Source organism: Streptomyces sp. SDT5-1, assembly GCF_052245995.1.
GTDB lineage: Bacteria > Actinomycetota > Actinomycetes > Streptomycetales > Streptomycetaceae > Streptomyces.
The window spans coordinates 5,324,211-5,346,376 of sequence record NZ_CM125963.1; the positions used below are offsets into that span (position 1 = coordinate 5,324,211).

At 71.3% G+C, this 22,166-nt stretch carries 19 protein-coding genes and 1 tRNA gene; 8 read left to right on the forward strand and 12 right to left on the reverse strand.

Going from position 1 to position 22,166, the window contains the following annotated elements:
• Positions 1 to 52: 52 nt before the first annotated feature.
• From ACTWJ8_RS24710 to ACTWJ8_RS24720, 3 genes are read left to right on the forward strand one after another with little or no spacing between them, the layout of a single operon-like run.
• On the forward strand, positions 53 to 238 hold the full coding sequence (locus tag ACTWJ8_RS24710; RefSeq protein ID WP_443260299.1) for a hypothetical protein: 186 nt from the start codon (positions 53 to 55) through the stop codon (positions 236 to 238).
• Complete coding sequence (locus ACTWJ8_RS24715; RefSeq protein WP_443260300.1) at positions 235 to 1,641, forward strand: N-6 DNA methylase; 1,407 nt, start codon at positions 235 to 237, stop codon at positions 1,639 to 1,641. The genes ACTWJ8_RS24710 and ACTWJ8_RS24715 overlap by 4 nt, the downstream gene beginning before the upstream one ends.
• Positions 1,622 to 2,815: a hypothetical protein gene (locus tag ACTWJ8_RS24720; RefSeq protein ID WP_443260301.1), complete on the forward strand. Its 1,194-nt coding sequence runs from the start codon at positions 1,622 to 1,624 to the stop codon at positions 2,813 to 2,815. Before ACTWJ8_RS24715 ends, ACTWJ8_RS24720 begins: the two co-directional genes overlap by 20 nt.
• Positions 2,816 to 2,938: 123 nt before the next feature.
• On the opposite strand, the gene ACTWJ8_RS24725 is transcribed toward ACTWJ8_RS24720, so the two are convergent.
• The 5 genes from ACTWJ8_RS24725 to ACTWJ8_RS24745 form a co-directional block, all read right to left on the reverse strand.
• Positions 2,939 to 3,012 (reverse strand) — tRNA-Arg (locus ACTWJ8_RS24725).
• A 451-nt stretch (positions 3,013 to 3,463) separates the two neighbouring features.
• The gene (locus ACTWJ8_RS24730; RefSeq protein WP_443260302.1) at positions 3,464 to 4,012 is read right to left on the reverse strand and encodes a DUF7010 family protein; all 549 of its coding nucleotides are present in this window, start codon (positions 4,010 to 4,012) and stop codon (positions 3,464 to 3,466) included.
• 30 nt (positions 4,013 to 4,042) lie between these two features.
• Positions 4,043 to 5,554, reverse strand: coding sequence for an APC family permease (locus ACTWJ8_RS24735; RefSeq protein WP_443260303.1), 1,512 nt, complete (start codon positions 5,552 to 5,554; stop codon positions 4,043 to 4,045).
• A 101-nt stretch (positions 5,555 to 5,655) separates the two neighbouring features.
• A complete protein-coding gene (locus ACTWJ8_RS24740) occupies positions 5,656 to 7,008 on the reverse strand; it encodes an aminotransferase family protein (protein WP_443260304.1) in 1,353 nt (450 codons plus the stop codon).
• A gap of 17 nt (positions 7,009 to 7,025) precedes the next feature.
• The gene (locus ACTWJ8_RS24745) at positions 7,026 to 8,498 is read right to left on the reverse strand and encodes an aldehyde dehydrogenase family protein (RefSeq protein WP_443260305.1); all 1,473 of its coding nucleotides are present in this window, start codon (positions 8,496 to 8,498) and stop codon (positions 7,026 to 7,028) included.
• Positions 8,499 to 8,672: 174 nt separating this feature from the next.
• Between ACTWJ8_RS24745 and ACTWJ8_RS24750 the strand changes: the two genes are divergently transcribed.
• Positions 8,673 to 9,284, forward strand: a complete 612-nt coding sequence (locus ACTWJ8_RS24750) for a TetR/AcrR family transcriptional regulator (RefSeq protein ID WP_356374286.1) — start codon at positions 8,673 to 8,675, stop codon at positions 9,282 to 9,284.
• Between the two features lie 3 nt (positions 9,285 to 9,287).
• Here the strand turns inward: ACTWJ8_RS24750 and ACTWJ8_RS24755 are convergent, their stop codons facing one another.
• Genes ACTWJ8_RS24755 through ACTWJ8_RS24780 form a run of 6 tightly spaced genes read right to left on the reverse strand, consistent with a single transcriptional unit; the run spans position 9,288 to position 15,125 of the window.
• A complete protein-coding gene (locus ACTWJ8_RS24755; protein WP_356374285.1) occupies positions 9,288 to 10,205 on the reverse strand; it encodes a LysR substrate-binding domain-containing protein in 918 nt (305 codons plus the stop codon).
• A 42-nt stretch (positions 10,206 to 10,247) separates the two neighbouring features.
• Positions 10,248 to 11,594, reverse strand: a complete 1,347-nt coding sequence (locus ACTWJ8_RS24760) for an MFS transporter (RefSeq protein ID WP_356374283.1) — start codon at positions 11,592 to 11,594, stop codon at positions 10,248 to 10,250.
• A 2-nt stretch (positions 11,595 to 11,596) separates the two neighbouring features.
• A complete protein-coding gene (locus tag ACTWJ8_RS24765) occupies positions 11,597 to 12,736 on the reverse strand; it encodes a M20 family metallopeptidase (protein WP_443260306.1) in 1,140 nt (379 codons plus the stop codon).
• Positions 12,733 to 13,410: a DUF1028 domain-containing protein gene (locus tag ACTWJ8_RS24770; RefSeq protein WP_443260307.1), complete on the reverse strand. Its 678-nt coding sequence runs from the start codon at positions 13,408 to 13,410 to the stop codon at positions 12,733 to 12,735. Before ACTWJ8_RS24770 ends, ACTWJ8_RS24765 begins: the two co-directional genes overlap by 4 nt.
• On the reverse strand, positions 13,407 to 13,862 hold the full coding sequence (locus ACTWJ8_RS24775; protein WP_443260308.1) for a RidA family protein: 456 nt from the start codon (positions 13,860 to 13,862) through the stop codon (positions 13,407 to 13,409). The genes ACTWJ8_RS24770 and ACTWJ8_RS24775 overlap by 4 nt, the downstream gene beginning before the upstream one ends.
• A 12-nt stretch (positions 13,863 to 13,874) precedes the next feature.
• On the reverse strand, positions 13,875 to 15,125 hold the full coding sequence (locus ACTWJ8_RS24780; RefSeq protein ID WP_443260309.1) for a flavin-containing monooxygenase: 1,251 nt from the start codon (positions 15,123 to 15,125) through the stop codon (positions 13,875 to 13,877).
• A gap of 157 nt (positions 15,126 to 15,282) precedes the next feature.
• On the opposite strand from ACTWJ8_RS24780, the gene ACTWJ8_RS24785 reads away from it, so the two are divergent.
• The 4 genes from ACTWJ8_RS24785 to ACTWJ8_RS24800 all read left to right on the forward strand — a co-directional run bounded on the left by ACTWJ8_RS24785 (position 15,283) and on the right by ACTWJ8_RS24800 (position 19,557).
• The gene (locus ACTWJ8_RS24785) at positions 15,283 to 16,266 is read left to right on the forward strand and encodes an Lrp/AsnC family transcriptional regulator (RefSeq protein WP_443260310.1); all 984 of its coding nucleotides are present in this window, start codon (positions 15,283 to 15,285) and stop codon (positions 16,264 to 16,266) included.
• Positions 16,267 to 16,413: 147 nt separating this feature from the next.
• Positions 16,414 to 17,847, forward strand: coding sequence for an amidase (locus ACTWJ8_RS24790; RefSeq protein ID WP_443260311.1), 1,434 nt, complete (start codon positions 16,414 to 16,416; stop codon positions 17,845 to 17,847).
• 37 nt (positions 17,848 to 17,884) lie between these two features.
• Positions 17,885 to 18,106, forward strand: a complete 222-nt coding sequence (locus tag ACTWJ8_RS24795) for a hypothetical protein (protein WP_443260312.1) — start codon at positions 17,885 to 17,887, stop codon at positions 18,104 to 18,106.
• Positions 18,103 to 19,557, forward strand: coding sequence for a sodium:solute symporter family protein (locus ACTWJ8_RS24800; protein WP_443260313.1), 1,455 nt, complete (start codon positions 18,103 to 18,105; stop codon positions 19,555 to 19,557). The genes ACTWJ8_RS24795 and ACTWJ8_RS24800 overlap by 4 nt, the downstream gene beginning before the upstream one ends.
• Here ACTWJ8_RS24800 and ACTWJ8_RS24805 read toward each other — a convergent pair.
• On the reverse strand, positions 19,494 to 22,115 hold the full coding sequence (locus tag ACTWJ8_RS24805) for a discoidin domain-containing protein (RefSeq protein WP_443260314.1): 2,622 nt from the start codon (positions 22,113 to 22,115) through the stop codon (positions 19,494 to 19,496). The genes ACTWJ8_RS24800 and ACTWJ8_RS24805 overlap by 64 nt on opposite strands.
• Positions 22,116 to 22,166: the final 51 nt, after the last annotated feature.

Sequence of the window (22,166 nt, forward strand, 5' to 3'; positions counted from 1 at the left end):
CGGAACGAACCGCAGAACTGCTAACTGCTGGTGGAACCGAGGGAGTCGTGGCATGTCGCAGCGAACGCTGCTGTTGGTGGTGGTCGTCCTGGCGTCCGTGGTGGTGGGGCTCGTGGCCGGCATCCTCGATTTCGTGGGCGCGGGAGAGGTCGTCACGGCCATCCAGAACGGTGGTGCCGCCTGCGGAGCCACTGTTCTCATCGGGTTGGCGGTCGTCTCCTGGCTGAGGTCGTCGTGACCCAGGAGGAATGGGCGAACGAAGAGGGGCGGCTGAAGTACCGGCGAGTGCTGCGGGCCGTCGAGAAGCTACGCAGCGTCGCCGATGCCACGACGACGTACCGGCTTGCCTTTCAAGTGGTCTACCTTCACTGCTGGTCCCGCCATGGATCACTGGCGGAGGTGGACCGGTTGTGGGGGCCGGGTTCGGAGTCAGCGGGGGCCAGGCTCGGCGCGGTGTGGCCGCGTACGCCCGTTGCTCGCGCCCACAGTCTTCCTGCGTATCGCGACGAAGGTGTGAGCCGCCCCTTCGAGCTCATCGACCCGGCCCTCCGTGAGCTGATCGCGGAGGTGCGGCAGCTGGATCCGGACCCGAGGCTCCTTGACGTGCTCCTCGACACGTACTCGACACGCTATGCGCGTGGCGATGACTACTTCACGTCAAACGACCTGGCGTACCTCTTCGCGGGGCTGGCCGCTCCCCGAGGAGGCGAGATTGTTCGGGACCCGGTGTGCGGCAGCGGGCGACTGCTGCGCGCCGCCGCACACCGGGCTCGGGCACAGGGGGGTGAAGTGCGCTTGTCCGGTGCGGATATCAACAGGACGGCGCGTTATGCCGCAGCCGTCAACCTCGCCCTGCACGGATTCCTTGCCGACCTCGGCAAGGAAGGAGCTGACACCCTCAGGGCCGGCACTTCACCGATACCGGCCGACGTGATCGTCGCCAACCCTCCTGTGAACCAGCGGGACTGGGGGCACGGTGAACTGAAGGACGACTGGCGGTGGACCCTGGGCGTGCCACGTCCGGGTAACGCGAACTTCGCCTGGGTCCAGCACATCCTTGCCGATCTCACGCCACAAGGACGGGCCGTCGTTCTGCTGTCTTCCGGTGCGGCGCACAGCAGCAACAGCACCGACGGACTGATCCGCCGTGGGCTGCTGGAGAACGGTCTGGTCGTGGGCGTCGTGGCCTTGCCGACGTGGCTCTTCCCGCACGCCAGCGCGAGCACGGCGCTGTGGCTGCTGGCCAAAGGGGAGCGGCCGCACTCCGATCAGGTCTTGTTCGCGGATGCAGGGAAACTGCCAGCGGCGAAGGAGGGGCAGCGGCGCTACTTCGCAAAGGACTCGGCCGAACGCCTGCTGCAGATCTTCGGTGAATGGCAGGGACTTCGACGCCGTGAGGGCGAGGGGGACCCTGAATCCGTCCCATGGTGCCGTGCGGCGAGGTACGAGGAAATCGCTGAGGCGGGCTTCGATCTGACTCCCGCACGCTACGTACGGAACGGGGGCACCGCGCAGTTGCATTCAAGTGACGGAGACCGGAACCGGAAGACCGAGCTGTATGAGTGCATGGATCGTAGCGCCGCAGCCAGGAACCGAGTCCGTGATGCCCTGGAGAGCAGGCATGACTACAGAATCGGATGATGTCCCCACTCCGTGGCCCCTCGTTGAGTTGCGTGAGTTCCCTGGGGTCGAGTACGCCGCCTACGGAATTGCGCGACAGCAGAAGGCATCCGGCGGAATCCCTATGATCCGCGCCACAGAGATTGTCGAGGGAGGTGTGCACGTCCAGGAGTTCACATTTGTGCCTCCCGAGGTGGCCAAACGCCACCCACGCAGCACGCTGAGGTCTGGGGACCTCCTTGTCGTGCTCGTGGGGCGCGTGGGGGAGGCGGCAGTTGCAGGGGAGGAGCACGCAGGATGGAATGTCGCCAGGTCGCTCGCGGTCGTCCGCTGGACACCAGAGGGCCGCGCCCAACAATGGGATCTGTGGCTTCGATGGTGGCTGAAGACCTCGCAGAGCCAGAGCTATCTCACGCTGTCCTCGTCGAACGCCGAGCACATGACCTTGCCTCTGCAGGCACTCAACCGACTTCCCGTGCCAGTGCCTCCAGCGCCGGTGCGGGAGAGGCTGCTTTCGCTGATCTCGCTTGCTGAGCGCAAGAATGCGTTGAACACCCGGATTGTGTCTTGCGCGACGGAACTAGCGGATGCGCATTTCATGGAGGCGCTGCAGACGTGCGGGCAAGGTCCCGCTACCGAGCGTGCAGTGGGCGACGTGTGTCAGGTTACGGCTGGTGCGGCACAGTCTCTGCCGGACAGCGAGCAGTCGGCTATGCCGTGGGTGTCTCCCCGCGAAGTACTGAACTGCAAGACAGTACATCTGGGTGCAGTGACTTCACGCACCGTGGCGCAAGCGGAGGTTGTATGCCCGTCCGGCAGCCTCTTGATCGCGCCCCGTCCCGGGGAGGTGCGGACCGTGCTCACTACTACCCCGGTAGTGCCAGGTCGGCGGACGCTCGCGATTTACACGGAGTCCGAGGTCGATCGGATGTGGTTGTTGCACTCGCTGCGTTACCGGAGGCGGGAGTTGACGGCCGTTACGCAGGGTGAACAGGCCCGCGCGATGAGGCGCAAGGACTTTTCCCGTTACAAGATCCCCTGGCCGACCGATGCGGTGAGGCGGGACTTCGCCAGGCGTGCTGCTGCCCTGCACGACCTCGCCTACGCCTCCGCCAGGGAGCGACACGTGATGGAGGAGCTGGTGGTGCACGAGCTGGAGAAGGGGGGCCTGGCGCGTCTCACCTCGGCCAGCTGAATGCCGAGCTGATCTACGTTGCCCCTTTCTGGAGCACGGAATCCAACGCTCTGAACGAACGGCGCAGTACCGCGCGCACCGTTTCTCCGCTGGCGGTCCCAAGGAGCCCTGACCAGCCATGTTTGGGTGCCACCGGCAGAACTCGAACCTGCCGCCAAGCGCTTAGAAGGCGCCTGCTCCACCCGCTGAGCTATGCAGGCTGACCTGCGGCAGCGCGGAAGCGTCGGACTATGCCCCGCCAAACCGGGGGTATACGGGACCTGTGGACGCTCGCGCCCGCCTCGAGGTCTGGACGTGCATTCTGGGCGGCGGCCAGGCGTCGGAGCTGGCCGCTGACGTCCGGGGAGACCGCGAGTGAGCGCGAGCGCTGTGCTGCTCTGCGAGGTTCGGTACGGTGGCACGAGCCTGATGTGGCGCTCGTAGAAGTTCCGCAGACTTCAGGCGTGTGCGGGCGCTTCCGGGTAGCGTTGGCGATCTTCGGTGTTCTTGTACTTTGTCGCGCATCCCGTGCTGGGATGGTGCTGGGATGCGCCTGCATTTCCGCAGTTCACGGCCTCGTGGTGGAGTTCCGGTTCAACGTGTAGCGGCAGGCGTATAGGCAGAGGCCCGGCTCCAATGGTGGAGCCGGGCCTCTGCTTTTGGCGTGTCTCAGCCACGTACGGCCAGGTGGTACGCCGAGCCCCACAGGATCGCAGCGGAGGCGAGGCCCACCGTGGCGCGGACCGTGGTGTCCGGGGTGCCGGTTGTGTAGAGGGCCAGGCCTGTGACGGCGATCGCTGTGAGGAGGGTGGCGGTCCAGCGGTACTGGTGCTGGTCGTACAGGCGGGACAGGGGGAAGAAGTGCAGGCCCACCACGAGGGCGATGGCGGCGGGGATCAGTCCCGGGTGGCCGGAGGCGTTGGCCGCGGCGATCACCGCGAAGATGGCCACCAGTTCGGCGACGTTGACGATGCCGACGCCGCGGGCCCAGTTCCGCGGCAGGTCGACCGTGCGTGGTGAAGGCGCCGCGTTCCTCCGGTAGCCGAGGTACACGGCCGCCGCGGTGAGGGCGACGGCCGCCGCCTCGAGGGCCAGTGCCGCCGAGCCCGTTCCGGAGGCGCCGGCGAAGGCCCACACGAGCGCGAACACGGAGAGCACGAGCGTGCCTCTGCGGCGCAGTGAGCGTGTCAGCGTGACGCACTCGGCGTTCGTCGTCATGCGCGGAGAGTACAGCGCAGGCCAATGGCGTCAGGCGGTTTCGTCAATCTCCGCGGCCCGTTGGCCGGATCGCTTCGCCGCCGCGAGACCCGCCGCCCCCACCAGGAGCAGCACCACGATCGTTCCCAGCGTGAACGTCTCGAACGTGGTGCGGGAGACGCCCCACACGTCCATGAAGTCGTAGTCGATGCCGAAGAGGGACTCCAGGACGCCCGGGAAGAGGGCCGACCAGGAGCCGACCAGGATCCAGGCGTAGACGAGGGTCGCGCAGGCGACGAAGCCGCGGGTGCCGAACGGGACTTGGTAGGGGCGGGGGACCTCGGGGCGGCGGAGGCGGAGGATCACCAGGGCGGGGACGACCAGGAGGTACGAGAGCAGGAGCGTCGTCACCGCCACCGTCAGGACCACGCTGAAGATCGCGCCCGTGTCGCCGCGCACCAGTTGCATCGCCGCCAGCATGAACACCGTGGCGACCGCGCCCGAGAGCAGGTTCGTGCGGACAGGCGTGCCGAGCTTCGGGTGGAAGGCGCCCAGCGCACGGCTGAAGAAGCCGCCGTCCGCCGCCGCCATCGCCTGCATGCGGTCGCTGACGATCATCCACGCGCTGCCCTGCGTGAGGAGCGCGAAGACGAACATCACCGCGGTGAGGGTCAACAGGGGCCCCGCCGCCGGGCCGTAGACGCCGAAGACCAGGCGGACGCCCTCCATGAAGCCGCCGATGCCGGTGACCTTGGAGGCGGGGACGACCGCGAGGAGGGCCAGGACCGGGAGCAGGTAGCACGCCGCCGCGATCGTCGCCGAGCGGCCGAGCGCCGCGGGGACGTCGCGCTGCGGGTTGTGCATCTCCTCGCCGGCCGCGTTCGGCGCCTCGAACCCGACGTAGGCGAACAAAAGGATGGGTACGAGGGCCAGGAAGCCGGCCGTCGACGGGGCGAAGTGGGCCTGTGACAGGCCCTGGAAGCCGTGCTCCGCCCCGTACAGGATCGCGGTGATCGTGAAGAGGGCCAGCGAGAAGACCTTCACCACCGCGCCGGCCGTCGTGATCCACTTGCCGCGGCTGAGCGAGACGATCGCCGTCAGGATCGCGATCCACACGAAGAGCAGCTTGAACGTGTAGTCCGCGAACGTCCCCGAGCCCAGGTGGAAGACGAAGCCGTCCCACGTCTCCGCGGCCAGGAAGACCAGCGAACCGCCCAGCCAGATCGGGTTGGTGACCCAGTAGAAGAGGGTCGTGAGGGCCGCCGCCGAGCGGCCGAGGGCCAGTTTCACCCAGACGTACGGGCCGCCCTCCTGCGGGAACGCGGCGCCGGTCTCGGCGAACAGCAGCGCGTACGGGAGCAGGAAGAACAGGGCGATCGCGGCCGTCCACGTGGCCGCCTCGCCGCCGCCCGTCGCGATCTGGCCGATGGTGTCGAAGGAGATCACCGCGGCGACGGCCATCGCCGTGATGTCGAAGCGTTTCAGGCTGCGCCGCAGGTTCGAGTCCGACGCGGAGGCGTCGGGCGGCGTCTGTGGTTCTGCGGAGGGGAGGTTCGTCGACACGGGCAGTTCCTAGGGAGGGAGTCGGGGACTGCGAGCGGTGTGCGGGTCGGACATGTGGGGGCCCGGCGGCGGGGGCGACCGCCGCCGCCGAACCAGGGGTGTTACGCCTTGCGGATCTCTCCGGTCGGCTCCGTGCGCTCCAGGACGCCGCGCAGCGCGGACGCGACCTCCTTGGTCTCGGTCTCCGTCATGATCAGCGGCGGGGACAGGACCAGGCTGTGCGCGGAGTCGCGGACGATGACGCCGGTCTCGCGGCGGATCACGTCGTGCGGCATGCGGTCGGGGTGGAGGGGGAGCGGGGCCCGCGTCGTGCGGTCCGCGACCAGTTCCACCGCGAGCATCATGCCCACCGAGCGGATCTCGCCGACGATCGGCAGGTCGCCGAGCTGGGACTCGAGTTCGGCGTGCAGCGTGGCTCCGATGGTCTTCGCCCGGCCGAGCAGACCCTCCTTCTCGATGACGTCGAGGTTCGCGAGGGCGACGGCCGTCGCGACCGGGTGCCCGTTGTACGTGTAGCCCATCGGGAAGCCGTGGTCCCGCAGGAGCACCTCGGCCACCACGTCCGAGACCATCAGCGCGCCCAGCGGCACGTAACCGGACGTGATGCCCTTCGCCGTGACGATGATGTCCGGCGTGACACCGAAGTGCTGGGCCGCGAACCACTCGCCCACGCGCCCGTACGCCGTGACGACCTCGTCGAAGATGAGCAGGATGCCGTGCCGGTCGAGGACCTCGCGCACGCGCGGCCAGTAGTCGTCCGGCGGGACCAGCATGCCGCCGACGCCCATGATGGGCTCGCCGATCATCGCCGCGATGTTCTCGGCGCCGATCTCCGCGATGCGGCCTTCGAGTTCGCGGATCAGGAAGTCCGTCGGGTCCTCGCCGCCGTACAGGTCGGTGCGGTACGGCCACGGCGGCGTGAGGTGCGAGACGTGCGGCATCATCGGGGCGAAGCCGTCGTGGTACAGCGGGAAGCCGGTGGCCGAGCCGCCGCCGTAGCCGATGCCGTGGTACGCCTTGTCGCGGGCGAGGATCCACGTGCGGTTCGTGTCGCCGCGGCGGTGGTGGTAGTAGCGGGCCATCTTGATCGCGGCCTCGTTGCCCTCGGAGCCGCCGGACGTGAAGTACACGTGGTTCAGCGGGTCCGGCGCCAACTCGGCGAGGCGCGCGGCGAGTTCGATGGCGCGGTCGTTCGAGAACTCCCAGAAGCTGGTGAAGTACTCCAGCTTCTTCATCTGCTCGTGCGCGACGTCCGCCAGGTCGGTGCGGCCGTGCCCGATCTGGGCCAGCCACAGGCCGCCGGTCGCGTCGAGGTAGCTGCGGCCCTCGGAGTCGGTCAGGCGACAGCCGGACCCCTCGGTCATCACGACGCGCTCGGTGGCGCTGCCGGGGAGGTAGGGGTGGATGATGTGCGCCCGGTCGAGGGCGGCGAGCTGGTCTGCGGTGCGGCTCATGGTGTGGTCAAGCCCTTTCACTTGTACGCGATCCACGTGGTCTTCAGGCCCGTGTACTTGTCGAAGGAGTGCAGGGAGAGGTCGCGGCCGTGGCCCGACTGCTTGAAGCCGCCGAACGGGGTGAGCGGGCTGAGCGCGTCCACGGTGTTGACCGAGACGGTGCCCGCGGTCAGGGCGTCGGCGACGCGGTGCGCGCGACCGACGTCCCGCGTCCACACGGAGGCGGCGAGGCCGTACGCGGAGTCGTTGGCGAGGCGGATCGCCTCCGCCTCGTCGCGGAACGGCAGGACGGCGAGGACCGGACCGAACAACTCCTCGCGTACGAGGGGCGATTCGGGGGCCAGGCCGGTGACGACCGTCGGGTCGAGGTACGCGCCCTCGCGGTCGGGGCGGGTGCCTCCGCAGGCGAGCGCCCCGCCCGAGGCGCGCACCGCGGCGAGGACGCGCTCCACCTGTGCCTCGTCGACCAGCGGGCCGATCCGGGTGGCGGGGTCGAGCGGGTCGCCGGGAATCCAGGCGCGGGCGTGCTCGGCGACGCGGGCGGTGAACTCCTCGGCGATCGAGGCCTCCACCAGGAGCCGGGTGTTGGAGGAGCAGACCTGTCCGGCGTTGTACGCGAAGCCCCATGCGGCGCGTTCGGCGGCGGCGTCGAGGTCGGCGTCGGCGAACACCACGTTCGGGCTCTTGCCGCCGGCCTCGGGCCACACCTGCTTCATGTTCGACTCGGCGGAGTAGCCGAGGAACTTTCTGGCCACGGCGGTGGACCCGGTGAAGACGAGGGTGTCGACGTCGGGGTGGAGGCCGAGCGCGCGGCCCGTCACCTCGCCGGGGCCCGGCACCACGTTCAGGACACCGTCGGGGAGTCCGGCCTCGGTGGCGAGTTCGGCGAGCAGGAGCGCCGAAAGCGGCGACTGTTCGGCGGGCTTGAGGACGACGCTGTTGCCCGCGGCGAGTGCGGGCGCGAGCTTCCAACTCGCGATGTCCAGAGGGAAGTTCCACGGAACCACCGCGCCGACGACGCCCAGCGGGGCGCGCCGCACCAGGGCGAGGTTGCCGGGCGGGGCCGGTGCCACCTCGTCGTACAGCTTGTCGATGGCCTCGGCGTACCAGGCGAAGACGCCGGCGGCGCCGGGCACGTCGGTGCCGTAGGACTCGGCGATCGGCTTGCCCATGTCGAGGGTGTCGCAGAGGGCGAGCTCCTCGCCGCGCTCCTCGATGAGGCGGGACAGCTTCAGGAGGACGCGCTTGCGCTCGGCCGGGTCGGTGCGCGACCAGCGGCCGTCATCGAAGGCGGCGCGGGCGGCGGCCACGGCGCGGTCGACATCGGCGGCCGAGGCGATCGCCACGTCGGCGATGGTCTTGCCGGTCGCTGGGTTGACGGTGGGGAGCCACTCCCCGCCGGAGGGGTCGGCCCACGTCCCGTCGATGTAGAGGCGGGTGCGGGGTGCGAACTCGGCGGCGCGCTGCCGCCAGTGCGAGTGCGTCGTCATGCGGTGACCTTCGATTGCGTACGGCGCGGGGCGTACGGGAGCGGTCTGTGCGAGAACTGCGGGATCCGCGACGGGATCTTTGAAGTTGGATTCAAACAATGCGCCAGGGGCCCGTCAATGCCTCGGAACGGATCCGCTTGATTTTCTTGAACCGCGTAACAGAGAATTAACCGCATGGGTAAACCGGGGAGACCGAAGAACCAGACGGCGCGGCGCGAGGCGCTCGTGGACGCGGCGGGGCGGGCCATCACGGAGCGCGGCCTCGAAGGGCTGCGCATCAAGGACATCGCGGCGGAGGCCGGCATGTCCGCGGGCTCGGTCCTGTACTACTACCCGGAGCTGGACGAGCTGGTCCTGGAGGTGCACCGGGGCGCCGTCGAGCGCTTCCTCGCCGCGCGGCACGAGGTCACGGACGAGGTCGCCGACCCGGTGGACCGGCTGCGCGCGCTGATCGCGTCCGGTCTGCCCTCCGCCCCCGACGACGCGACGCACGGACTCCTGTACGAGCTGCACCGCAGGGCCGACCGCAGCCCCGGCCACGCCGAGCTGATGGCCTCGCTGTTCGCGGGCGAGGTGGGCCTGTACGTGACCGTGCTTGAAGTGGGCGCCGCGACCGGGGTGTTCACGCTCGCCGGACCCGTCGGCGACATGGCGAGGAACCTCGTCGCCCTGGAGGACGGCTACGGCCTGCACATCGTCAGCCGCAACGCGTCGCTGACCCGGGCCGAGGCGCAGCGCCTGATCCGCAGCCACGCGCGCGCGGTCACGGGCTGCGCCGACCTGTAGCGGCTACCGTTCCTCGGAGCTCTCCCGCAGCACGTCCATCACCGCGCGCGCCCGCGCCGTCTGCGTCATGCCGCCGAGCGAGGCGATCCTGACCTCCAACGGGCGTCCGGCGTCCCGGAGTTCCAGCTCGGCGATCTCGCCGCCGCCGTAGGTGAGTGCGGTGGCGGGACGCTGGTTGAGGACGGAGTAGCCGAGTCCGCGGGCGACCATCGAGCGGACGGTCTCGTAGCTGCGGGTGCGGTAGCGGACGTCGGGGGCGGTGCCGGTGGCGGCGACGAGGGAGCGGAAGTAGTCGCGGCTGTGCGGCAGGTCGAGCAGGACGAGGGGTTCGGCGGACAGGTCGGCGAGGGAGACGCTGCCGCGGTCCGCGAGCGGGTGGTCGGCGGCCACGATGACGTACGCGGGGGCACGGGCGATGGTCTCGCTGCGCAGCTCCGGCTCGGTGGACAGGCCGAGGTCGTAGGTGAGGGCGAAGTCGATGCGGCCCGTGGTCAGCGCCTCGACGAGCTCGTCGGCCTCCGCCTCGACCACGTCGATCTCGATGCCGGGGTGGCGGCGCGTGCACTCGCTGAACAGGCGCGGCAGGTAGTACGGGGCGAGGGTCACGAAGCAGCCGACCGTCACGGGCCCCGACAGCTCGGCGCCGTCGCCGCGCGCCTCCCGCTCGACCTCGCGCGCGCGGGCGAGCAGATCACGGGCCTGCGCCCGCAGCCGCTCGCCCGCCGGGGTCAGGGTCAGGCCCCGGCCCCTGCGGCGGATGAACAGCTGCACCTGGAGGTCGCGTTCCAGGTTGTGGATGGCAGCGGACACGGCGGACTGCGCGATGTGCAGCTGAGCCGACGCGTCCGTCATCGAACCGCGCTCGGCGGCGACCAGGAAGTAGCGCAGCTGGACGAGCGTGAAACCGAGCGGTGACGTCATGCGAGGAGCCTTCGTGCCGGGCGACCTGGTGTGCGCCCGACTCTAAGCGGCCTCACTCTCCCGTACGTCCTCCCGCACGTCCTCGGCGTGCAGCAGCGTCGAACCGGCGGTCTCCTTCAGGGACAGCGCGGCCACGAGCCCGCCGACGGCGAACACCATCAGGTACGGACCCGGCACCAGCGTGCTGCCGGTCGCCGAGATGAGCAGCGTCATCAGGTACGGCACGGTGCCCGCGAAGAGCGCCGCCGTCACGTTGTACGAGATGGAGAGCCCGCTCTGCCGGGTGCGGGTGGGGAAGACCTCCGCCGACCACACGGCGTACGTGCCGAGGATCGCCGCCAGGATCGCGCCGAGCACGAGGCCCGCGATCCACGTTCCCGCCATGCCGGTGCGCATCAGCCAGAACGCCGGGGTGGCGAGGACGAGCAGCGCGCCGGTCGCCCCGATGAACACCGGCTTGCGGCCCACCCGGTCGGACAGCCTGCCGAACAGCGGCACGAGCACCAGGCCGAGCAGCGAGATCACCGTGGAGAGCAGGGCCGCGCTGTCGGCGGAGTGCCCGAGGTGGTCGGTCTCGTACGTGACGAGGTAGGTGAGGACCGCGTAGAACGGCACGTGCATGGCCGTCATCAGGCCCGCGGCCTGGAGCAGTTGACGCTTGTGGGAGCGCAGCAGTTCGCGGGCGGGGCTGCGCGGGACGGTGTCGTTGGCTTCGAGGGCCCGGTACTCCGGGGTGTCCTCGATCTTGTTGCGGATGACGACGCCGATGACGCCGAGCGGAGCCGCGATCAGGAACGGGATCCGCCAGCCCCACGAGGTGAGCTGCGCGTCGTCAAGGCCCGAGGACAGCAGCAGGAAGACGAACGAGCCGGCCAGGAAGCCGAGCAGCGAGCCGACCTCCAGCCAGCTCACGCCGAAGCCCCGCTTGCGGCGCGGCGCGCTCTCGGCGAGGAAGCTGGCGGCGCTGCCGAACTCGCCGCCCGCCGCGAACCCCTGGACGAGCCGGAGCACGACCAGGAGCACCGGCGCGGCGATGCCGATCGAGTCGTAGCCGGGGAGCAGGCCGATCGCCAGTGTGGCGCCCGACATCATGAAGATGACCAGGGACAGCGTGCGCTTGCGGCCGATCCGGTCGCCGAGCGGCCCGAAGACGAGCGCGCCGATCGGGCGGACGCCGAAGGAGACGGCGAACACGCCGAACACGGCGAGCAGCCCGGTCGTACTGTCGTCGGCGGGGAAGAACACGGTCGCGACGGTCCCGGCGAGATACGCGTACGCCGCCCAGTCGAACCAGTGGACGAAGACGCCGACGGCCCCGGCCGCGACGCTCCTGCGCAGGGTGGCGGCGTCGGCGGTCACCCCGGTCTCGGGCTGCTCGGTCACGGTCATGGCTACGCCTCCTCGGAAGGTCCGGCCCGGTCCACGCCCGTCCACGCCAGCGCGACCGCCGCGTCGAGCAGTGCCCGCTCGGCGGTGGAGCCCACGCAGTACGCCGCGAACTCGTGCTGGTGGTTGGTGGCGGGCAGGGAGCCGATGCCGATGTAGGGGTGGATGGCGGGCACCACCTGCGACACGTTGCCCATGTCGGTGGAGGCGCGGTTCATGCGTGCGGCCTGGCCGGGCGGGGCGAACTCCCGCCCGAGAGCCAGGGCGTTGGCCCGGTAGTGGGCGAGCGCGGTCTCGTCGGCGCGGAACTCGGCGTACGGCTTGCTCTCCGGTTCGATCTCCAGGTCGCAGCCGGTCGCGAGGGCGCCCGCCTCGAAGGCCCGCATGACGCGCGGCTCCAACTCGGCGAGCTCCGCGAGGGTTTCGGCCCGTACGTACCAGCGGCCCGAGGCGCGCTCCGGGATGGCGTTCGGGGCGTCGCCCGCGTGCGTCACGACGCCGTGCACGCGCGCGGAGGACGGGAGTTGCTGGCGGAGCAGGCCGATGGCGACCTGGGCGACGGTGAACGCGTCGGCCGCGTTGACCCCGGACTCCGGGTAGGCGGCGGCGTGCGCCGACTTGCCGGTGTACGAGACCTTGGAGTGGCTGACCGCGAACGGGCGGGCCTCGGCGACGTCGACGGGCGCCGGGTGCGCCATCATCGCGAGGTCGACCCCGGCGAACGCGCCCCGGTCGAGCAGCGCGATCTTGCCGCCGCCGCCCTCCTCGGCCGGGGTGCCGTAGACCTCGATGGTCAGCCCCAGGTCGTCGGCGATCGCGGCGAGGCCCAGCGCGGCCCCGATGGACGAGGCCGCGATGAGGTTGTGCCCGCAGGCGTGGCCGAGGCCCGGCAGCGCGTCGTACTCGGCGCACAGCGCGATCCGGCGCGGGCCGCTGCCGAAGGCGGCGTGGAAGGCGGTGTCCAGGCCCAGGTACTTCGACGTGACGTCGAACCCGGCGCGGTCGAGCAGCTCCGGCACCGCAGCCGCCGCCCGGTGCTCCTCCCACGCGGTCTCCGGGTCGGCGTGCAACTGCTCGGAGAGCGCGATCAGTTGCGCGGCGTGCCGGTCGACCTCCTGGCGGGCGGCGTCCTTGAGCGCACTCATCGCTCGTCCCCGGGGACGCCGTACGAGGGCGAGCTCGCCGGGTCGAGTCCGCGCGTCACGTAGTCGTCGCGCTGCGGCAGCCATACGTCGAGGAGTTCGCCGAGCCGGTCGATGGGGTCGTCGGCCCAGTCGATCCGCAGGTCGGTGACCCGCCAGCCGACGTCGGCGACGACCGAGAGGCCCGCCGAGTGCACCGGGCCCTCCTCGCCGCCCGCCGCGACGGCGGCCTTCATGGCGGCGACCAGGCGCTCCTCCAGCTCACCGGTGGCCTCCTCGTACGCCTGGAGGAGCACGCCGGGGATGTGGGTCCCGGAGAGCATGTTCCCGGCCGCCACCGCGCCCTCGGTGGTGGCGGTGGCGTACGTGCCGAGGGTGTGCGGCCCGCTGTACGCGAAGCCGGGGCCCGTGCGGCCGAGGACGGTCAACTGCCGGTAGGCGATGGTCTTCTCGTGCCGCGGGTCGCCCGTGACCCCGGCCAGGGCCCGCTCGGCGTCGCCGTGCTCGGCCAGGCCGTCGAGCAGGGCGACCCCGAGCATCGGGTCCGTGATGTTCTGCGAGGACGCGGCGCCGACGCCCGGCCGCAGATGGGCGATCCGCGCGGCGACCGCGGGGCTCGACGAGCTGCCCGCGATGCCGAACCGGTCACCGTCCCGTACCACCAGGGAGAACGTCATGCCCGCGCCTCCTTCGCGTCCTGCGGGATCACCGCGACCGCGTCGATCTCGCACAGCCACTCCGGGCGGGCGAGCGCGGAGACCACCAGGCCCGTCGAGATGGGGTGGACGCCCTTGGTCCAGCGGCCGACCGTGCGGTACACGGCCTCCCGGTAGCGCGGGTCGATGAGGTAGATCGTGAGCTTGACCAGGTGTTCCATCCGGCTGCCGGACTCCTCCAGCAGCATCTTGATGTTCGCCATGGCCCGCTCGGCCTGCGCCTCCGCGTCGCCGACGCCGACGTTCTCGCTGGTGTCGAGGTCCTGGCCGATCTGGCCGCGGACGTACACCGTGTCGCCGGCGACGACGGCCTGGCAGAGGTCGTTGTCGAGGTTCTGCTCGGGGTAGGTGTCGCGGGTGTTGAACGGCCGGATCCGGGTGTGCCCGCCGGCCACGATCGGGGCGTTGGCCATGATTCGTGCTCCTCAGTTGCTGCCGTACGCGAGGTATCCGCGCCGGGTCGTGATGTGGTCGGCGACGTACTTGGCGTCGTGCCAGACGCCCCAGATGAAGCTCGACCCGCGCCGGGACAGCCACGGCAGGCCGAGGAAGTACACGCCGGGCTCGGTGGAGACGCCGCGGCGCTGGTCGGGGCGGCCGTTCTCGTCGTACGCGTCGACGTCGAGCCAGCCGTAGTCGGCGGCGAAGCCGGTGGCCCAGACGATCGAGGTGACACCGGCGTCGGCGAGGTCCAGCGCGAGCCGGGGGTTCGTGACGCACTCCGGGTCGGGGCCGAGGACGTGCGCCTCGGGCTCCTCGGGCAGGTCGAGCCCATTGCGCTCGACGTAGGCGTCGGCGGCCCGCAGCAGGTCCAGGTACTTCTCGTCGCCGAGCGCGATGTTCTGGGCGAGGTCGGGCGCGAAGCTCAGCAGCCCGTCCTCGTACGCGGAGGTCATGCCGAGGAGTTCGATGCCGGTGCCGGCCAGCTCGCGGAAGTCCACGGAGTGGCCGCCGCGCGCCCCGCTGACCGCGATGGTCACGTGGGCCGCGCCCTGCGGCGGCGTCGTCAGGTCCCACAGGCCGAGCACCCCGAGCCACCAGCAGAAGTCGCGGCCGCGATACTGCCGGGGCGGCCGGTCGTGCGGGCCCACGGACAGGAACACGCGGCGCCCTGAGCGGCGCAGCTCGTCCGCGATCTGCACACCGGAGGAACCCGCGCCGACGACGAGCACGGCGCCCTCGGGCAGCTGCTCGGGGTTGCGGTACTCGCTGGAGTGCAGCTGGGTGCGGACCGCGCCCTCCGGCACGATGGGCGGGATCACGGGCCGCTGGAAGGGTCCGGTCGCGGCCACCACGAAGCCCGCGTCGATGGTGCCCTCGGACGTCTCGACCCGGAATCCGGGGCGGCCCTCGTGCTTGCGCACCTTGGTGACCTCGACGCCGCACCGCACGGGGGCGTCGATCTTCTCGGCGTAGAGCTCGAAGTACTCCGCGACCTGTTCCTTCGTCGCGAAGGCGTCCGGGGCGACGGCCGGGAACTCCAGGTTCGGGAACCGGTCGTGCCACGCGGGCCCGTTCGCGACGAGCGAGTCCCAGCGCTGCGTGCGCCACCGCTCGGCGATCCGGTCCCGCTCCAGGACGATGTGCCGAATGCCCAGGTTCCCCAGGTGCTCGCTCATGGCGATCCCGGCCTGACCCGCGCCGACGACGACAACGTCCGTTTCCTCATTGGGCATTGAAGCCTCCACTCAAGCGGTAGTTGGTCCATCGCTGGTCCCGCGGCACCGCATGAGACATCTTTGGACGCGCCCTCAACCCTGTCCAACAGATGTTTCCGGGGTGAGTGATCTGTTTTTCCGATGTGGGTCGGCGGGGCTGGACTAGGGTCGTCCCGTGACCACCGAGCCGAAGCCGACCGCACCCCGCGCCCCCCTCGACGAGCTCGACCGTCGTATCGTCGCCGCCCTGCAGATCGACGGGCGGGCCTCCTGGCGGCGGATCGCCGATGTGCTGGGGGAGCCGGAGCGGAAGGTGGCGCGGCGCGGGCACCGGCTCGTGGAGAGCGGGGACGTCGCCGTGCGCGGGCTCGTCGTGCGCGGCGAGACGGTGATCCTGCGGATGAACTGCCGGCCGGGATCCGTGCGGGAGGCCGCGCTCGCCACCGCCCGGCGGCCCGACGTCGTCTTCTCGTACGTGCTCGCGGGCGTCGCCGACTGCGTGGCCGAACTGCAGTGTCCGCAGGGCCGCCTGGGCCGGCTGATGCTGGACGACGTGCCCGCCCTTCCGGGCCTCGTGCAGCAGCAGGTCTCGCCCGTCCTGCGCTACTTCAGGACCGTGCACGAGTGGTCGCCGGGCATCCTCGACGACGCCGAGGTGGCGGCGCTCGGCGGCGGGGAGCGGCAGGACGACCGGGTGGGCCTCGCCGACGTCGAGCTCGCGCCCGACGAGGAGGCCATCCTGGGCGCTCTCGCCGCGGACGGGCGGTGCACGAACGACGAGCTCGCCGCCGTCGCCGGGGTCTCGGTCGCCACCGCGCGGCGCCGCGTCGAGTCGCTGAGCCGCGCGGGTCTCGTCAGCATCCGCGCGATCGTGGAGCCCGCGCTGCTCGGCCTGCCCGTGCAGGCGCTGCTGTGGATCAGGACCCGGCCCGGCGAGGTCGAGGAGGTCGGCCGGCTCCTCGTCGAGTCGCCGCTGGTCCGGTACGCGGCCGTGGTCATGGGCGAGCACCAGCTGCTCGTCGACGTGACCCAGCCGTCGAAGGAGGCGCTGCACGCCTTCCTGACGGAAGCGGCGTGGGTGGGCAGGGCCGAGTCCGTGCAGTCGCATCTGGTCGTCGAGGCGTGGAAGCGCAGCGGGGTGCTCACGGGCCGAGCGTGACAGACCGAAGTTCCGTGTCGGTGACCGTAAATGTCATCCATGTAAATCCGACGTCCGAAAAATTCATCCAGTACGAGCCATTGACTTAAATCGTCAGGCCGCCGCAGTGTGAGGGCGCACACAGTCGCCTCCTGTCCGAGGACGGTCATGCCCGTACCCCCCTCCGCTTCCGACGCCCTGTGCGGTCTCGACGCCGTCGAGCTCGCCGACCGGATCCGCCGCCGCGAACTCTCGGCGCGCGAGGTCGTCTCCGCCCACCTCGACCGCATCGAGCGCGTCAACCCGGCGCTCAACGCCATCGTCACGCTCGACGCGGAGGGCGCGCTCGCAGCGGCGGGACGGGCGGACGAACGGGCGGCGTCAGGAGCCGAGTTGGGGCCCCTGCACGGACTGCCCATCGCCTTCAAGGACACCCACCTCACGCGCGGCCTGCGCACCACGCACGGCTCGCCGCTCTTCGCCGACCACGTCCCCGACGAGGACGAACTCCTCGTCGAGCGCGTCCAGTCGGCCGGCGCGATCCGGATCGGCAAGACCAACGTCCCGGAGTTCGCGTCCGGTTCGCACACCTTCAACCCGGTCTTCGGCGCGACCCGGAACCCGTACGACACGACCCGCTCCGCCGGCGGCTCCAGCGGTGGCGCCGCGGCCGCGCTCGCCGCCCGGCTCACCCCGATCGCCGACGGCAGCGACATGGGCGGCTCGCTGCGCAACCCCGCCTCGTTCTGCAACGTCGTCGGCCTGCGCCCCACCCCGGGCCGGGTTCCCTCGCTGCCCTCCGGCGACCTGTGGGAGACGCTCGGCGTCGCGGGACCCATGGGCCGCACCGTCGCCGACGTGGCGCTGCTCCTGTCGGCGATGGCGGGCCCCGACCCGCGCTGCCCGCAGTCCTTGGAGACGCCGGGCGCCGTGTTCCGCGGCCCGCTGGAGCGCGACCTCAAGGGCCTGCGCGTCGCCTACGCCCCCGACCTCGGGGGACGCGTCCCCGTCGACCCCGAGGTCCGCGAGGTCGTCGCCCGGCAGGCCAAGGTGTTCGAGGCGGCGGGCGCGCACGTCGTCGAGGACTGCCCCGACCTGGACGGCGCGGAGGACGTCTTCCGCGTCCTGCGCGCGCAGGCCTTCCGTACAGGGCTGGGCCCGCTCCTGGAGTCCTCCCGCGAGCACCTCAAGCCCAGCCTGGTCTGGAACATCGAGGAGGGCCTGGGGCTCACCTCCGCCGACCTGGCCCGCGCCCGCACCGAGCACACCCGCATCCACCTGGCCGCCGCCGGCTTCTTCGAGCGCCACGACGTGCTCATCGCCCCCGTCAGCCAGGTCCTGCCGTTCGACGTCGACATCGAGTACCCCACCGTCGTCGACGGACAGCCGCAGCACACCTATCTCGACTGGATGCGCTCCGCGTATCTGCTCACGGTCCTGGGCGCACCCGCCCTCTCCGTCCCCGCCGGCTTCACCGACGCCGGACTCCCCGTCGGCCTGCAGATCGTCGGCCCGCCCCGCGCCGAGCGCTCCGTCCTCGAGATCGGCGCCGCCTACGAGGCCGCCACGGGACACGGACGCCGCGCGCCCAGGCTTCCCTAGGCCCCCAGGGCCCTCACACCCCCTTGCTGGAGCCCCGATGAGATCTCCGCACATGCTGTGGGCCGCCGTGCCCGTCCTTGCCTTCCTCGGCACCCCGTTGCTGCCGTTCGTCAACGGGCCCCACCTGTGGTTCGGCATCCCCTCGGTCCTGGCCTGGTGCCTGCTCTGGACGGTGGGCACCACGGTCGCCCTCGCCGTCGTCGACCGGCTGGTGTTCGCCGGCCGGTCCGACGAGGAGGACGAGGTGGCGGCCGCATGAACAGCACCATGGTCATCACGGTCCTCGGCATCGTCGCCATCGCGGCGGTCGGCGTCTCGGGCCGCCGCGCGCCCAGCAAGGAACTGGGGGAGTGGACGGTCGCCAAGCGCGGCTTCTCCACGTTCACCACCTGGTTCCTCCAGGCCGGCGAGGCCTTCACGACCTTCAGCTTCCTCGGTCTCGCGGGCATCGCCTTCGGCGGCGGCGTCGCCGCGTCCTTCGCGGTCTGCTACCTCGCGATCAACTTCATCCTCCAGTACTTCACCGCGCCCCGGATGCGCCAACTCGGCCAGCGCGGCGGCTACCTGACGCAGGCCGACTTCTTCGTCGACCGCTACCGCAGCCCGCTGCTCGGCAAGGTCGTCGCCGTCGTCGGCGCGGTCTTCCTCCTCCCGTACCTGCAACTGCAGATCACCGGGCTCGGCATGATCGTGCAGCTCGCCACCGGCAGCACCACGGGCGGCAACCTCAGCATGGTCCTCGCCACCGTGCTCACCGTCCTGTTCGTCCTGTGGTCGGGCATCCGCGGCATCGCCCGCGTCGCGTACCTCAAGGACGCGCTGATGATCGTCGGGCTCGTGGTGCTGATCGCGGGCGTCGCGCTGTCCGTCAACGGCGGCATCGGCGGCCTCTTCGAGACGATCAGGGACAGCCACCCACAGCTCCTGACACTGGATCAGGAGGGCTACGACAGCACGTTCTTCGTCACCGCCGTCATCATCTCCGGCATCGGCGGCGGACTCGGCACCATGGCCCACCTGTGGCCGCCGGTGCTCGCCGCCCGCAGCGGACGCGTGCTGCGCTCCAACGCGATCTGGCTGCCCCTCTACCAGGTGGCCCTCGGCATCCCGATCGTCATCGGCTTCGCGGGCGTCCTGCTGGCGAAGAAGGGCACCGCGCCCAACGGCGTGGCCCTGACCCTCGCGGGGCAGACCCTGCCGGGCTGGCTCGTCGGCCTGGTCGCGGTCGCCGCGGCCTCCGCCGCGATGGTGCCGTCGGCGGCCATCGTCGTCGGCATCTCCAGCCTGCTCTCCCGCAACCTGCTGAGCGTCCGCAACGAACGCGCCCAGCTGCGCACCAACCACGTGTGCGTGATCGTCGCCGCGGGCCTCGCCCTCGTCCTCGGCCTCGCCCGCCCCGGCCTCCTCTCCGACCTGCTGCTCCTCACGTACGGCGGACTGACCCAGCTCGCGCCCGCGATCGTGATGGGACTGGCGAGGAACGTCAGGCTGCGGGCGGTCCCCGCGCTCGTCGGCATCCTGACCGGCGTCGCGGTGCTCACCTGGCTGACCTTCGGCTCCGTCGACGTGGGGACCGTGGACACCGGCCTGATCGCCCTCGCCGTCAACGTCGTGGTGACGGCCGGTGCCCAGCTCCTGTCGCGGTCTCAGGAGACGGTCAACTCGCCCACGGACTCCGCCGATTCGCCGGTCTCCGTGAGCCGCACGTAACGCGCGTCGGCCCCGACCTCGAGCGGCGCCCAGCTCCCGCCGTCCACCGAGGTCTCGATCCGGTACTCCTTCGCCCCTGTCACCCGCACCCGCTGCACCGGGCGCGCGCCGCCGAGATCCACGGTGAGCGAGGCGCCCGGTGCGGCCGGGTGCCAGGTCGTCGCCGGGTTCCCGTCGACGGCGGCGCCCGCGTACTGGCCCGGATCCTCCGACGTGGCCCTCGCGTCCTTGCAGCGGGCCAGGTCGGTGGTCGGCGTCAGGTCGGGGCGCCGGGTCGGCAGGGTGAGCCCGGCCCCGGTCACCGTCCTGCGCCCGTCCGGGGTGTCGACGGCGAACGGCGCGCCGCCGGTCAGCCGGACACGCGTGGTCCTCGGCCCGATCTCGACGTCGTACGTCCGCCCCCGCCACTGAAGTCCCTTGACGTTCACGCCGGTTGAGAGCTGCGGCGGCAGCATCGGGTCGAGCCGCACGGCGTCGCCGTCCTGGAGCCGCATCCCGGTGAGCCCGTGCGTGAACACCTGGAGGAAGCCGCCCTTGCCGGTGAGGAAGTCCTGCGCGGGTGTCCCCGCGAGCGCGTCCCCCGCCCCGGCCTTCTCGCCGCGCGACTCCGAGAACGTGCCGAAGGGCCCCCGGAAGAACGGCCGTGAGGCCCGCTCCAGGAAGGTGTACGTCGAGCAGCCCGGCTCACCGATCCGCGCCGCGGCGACCGCGTGCACGGAGTCGGTCATCGCCGGTCCGTCGCGGTCGGTGTGCGCCGCGTAGTAGTCGAGCGTGGCCGCCGCCGCGCCCTTCGGCATCGGCTTCCAGTCCAGCGGATACAGCAGCAGCACGGCGTCCGCCTGCTTGATGTCGGCGCCCTTGTCGATGTCGTACCCGGCGTACTGGAGGAACACCTTGCGGTCGCGGTCGTACGGAATGCGGAGCCGGTCGGCGATCTCGTTCCACGCGGCCGGGGCCCGCTCGCCGACCAGGGCTGCGGCCTTCGTCGCGTCGCGCAGCGAGGTCGCCGCGACGGCGTTCGTGTAGACGCCGTCGTCGACGCCGTTGCTGTACTCGTCGGGCCCGGCGACGTCCTTGATGGAGTACGAGCCGTCGTCCTTGTTCGGGGTGACGCGCCCGCTCCAGTACGTGGCGAGGCCCTTGAGCAGCGGCCAGCCCCGCTCGCGCAGCCACTCCCGGTCCCCGGTCGCCTGGTAGTACTGCCAGGCGGCGAGCGCGATGTCGCCCATGAGGTGGTTCTGGGTGACGCAGTGCGGCGGGTTCCAGCTCTGGCACTCCTTCCACAGGTCGCCCGAACCGGCGCTGGTCCAGGGGTACATGAGCCCCTTCTGCGAGGTCTTGAACGCGTTGCGGGCGGCGGCGCCGCGCGTCCGGTACCGGTACTCGAGCACCGGCTCCGCCAGCTCGGGGCGGGTGGCGAGCAGCGACGGATACATCCACGTCTCGGCGTCCCAGAACACCATGCCCGCGTAGTTGTCGCTGCTCAGGCCCGTCGGCGCGATGCTGTCGCGGGCGCCGGGCCGCAGCGACGACAGCAGCCCGTACTGCGCGGCCCGCACCCGCTCCTGGAGCTCGGGCCGCCCCGGTGTCTCGATGTCGGCGTCCCACAGCGTCCGCCAGGCGGTGTTGTGCCGCAGCACGAGCGCGTCCCAGCCGCCCGCCGCGGCCCGCTTCGACGCCCGCAGGGCATCGCCGCGCGGGTCCTTCGACGTGAGCCCGGTGTCCACCCCCACGAACTTCGTGACGTCGTACGCGTCTCCGTCCGTCACCCGGAAGTCGGCGGACTGCGCGGTGCCGAGCGCGTCCTCGGCGGGCCGTGCGGTGTGGGTGCGGCCGGGGGAGCGGAGGGTGGTGGCGACGGCCCCCGCGGTCCCGGTGCCGTCCGCCCGGAACCCCACGACGGCCGTCCGCTTCCCTGCGGGCCCGCTCCCGGCCCCGCTGATCCGCCGTGCCCCACGCCGGTCGACACGATCGGTCACCCCGATCTCCCCGGACCAGTGGGGTCTGACGCGCAGCCGTACGGCGCCGACGTGAGGGTCGGCCCGGTCGGCCAGCACCTCGAACGTGAGGTCGGTGCGCTCGCCGTCCCGGTGCACCCACGTGACCCCGGTCCGCACCACACCGCACCGCATGTCGAGCGTCTGCCGGTACCCCGTGGTCCTGCTGTCGGGACCGTACGTCTCCCCGCGCGCGTGCACGTCGAGCGCGGTCCAGTTCGGCAGCGCGGCGACGGCCTGCCGGTGCGCGGTGTTCTTCGGCCCCCGCCCGTAGAGCCCGCCCACGAACGCCCCGTCGTACGGCGGCGTATACAACGGCCATCCGGTCTTCGCCCCCGCCCCACCGGTCCGCGCGTACCCCACCCCCACGGGCGGCACCCGCACCCCGAGATACCCGTTCCCGACATACGCGTGGTACGGACTCTCCGCGTCCCCCTTCCGTGTACTCAACGCCCACCCGTCGCCGCCGCATCCGGGGGCCGCGGGCGCGGCGTGTGCGGGCGGCACGAGGGTGGCGCCGAGGGTGAGGGTGGCGAGGGCGAGGAGACGCGCAGGCTTCATAGGAGGACAGTGCGGCGCACGGGCCCGCCAGTGGTGGATGCGCGCCGGAAC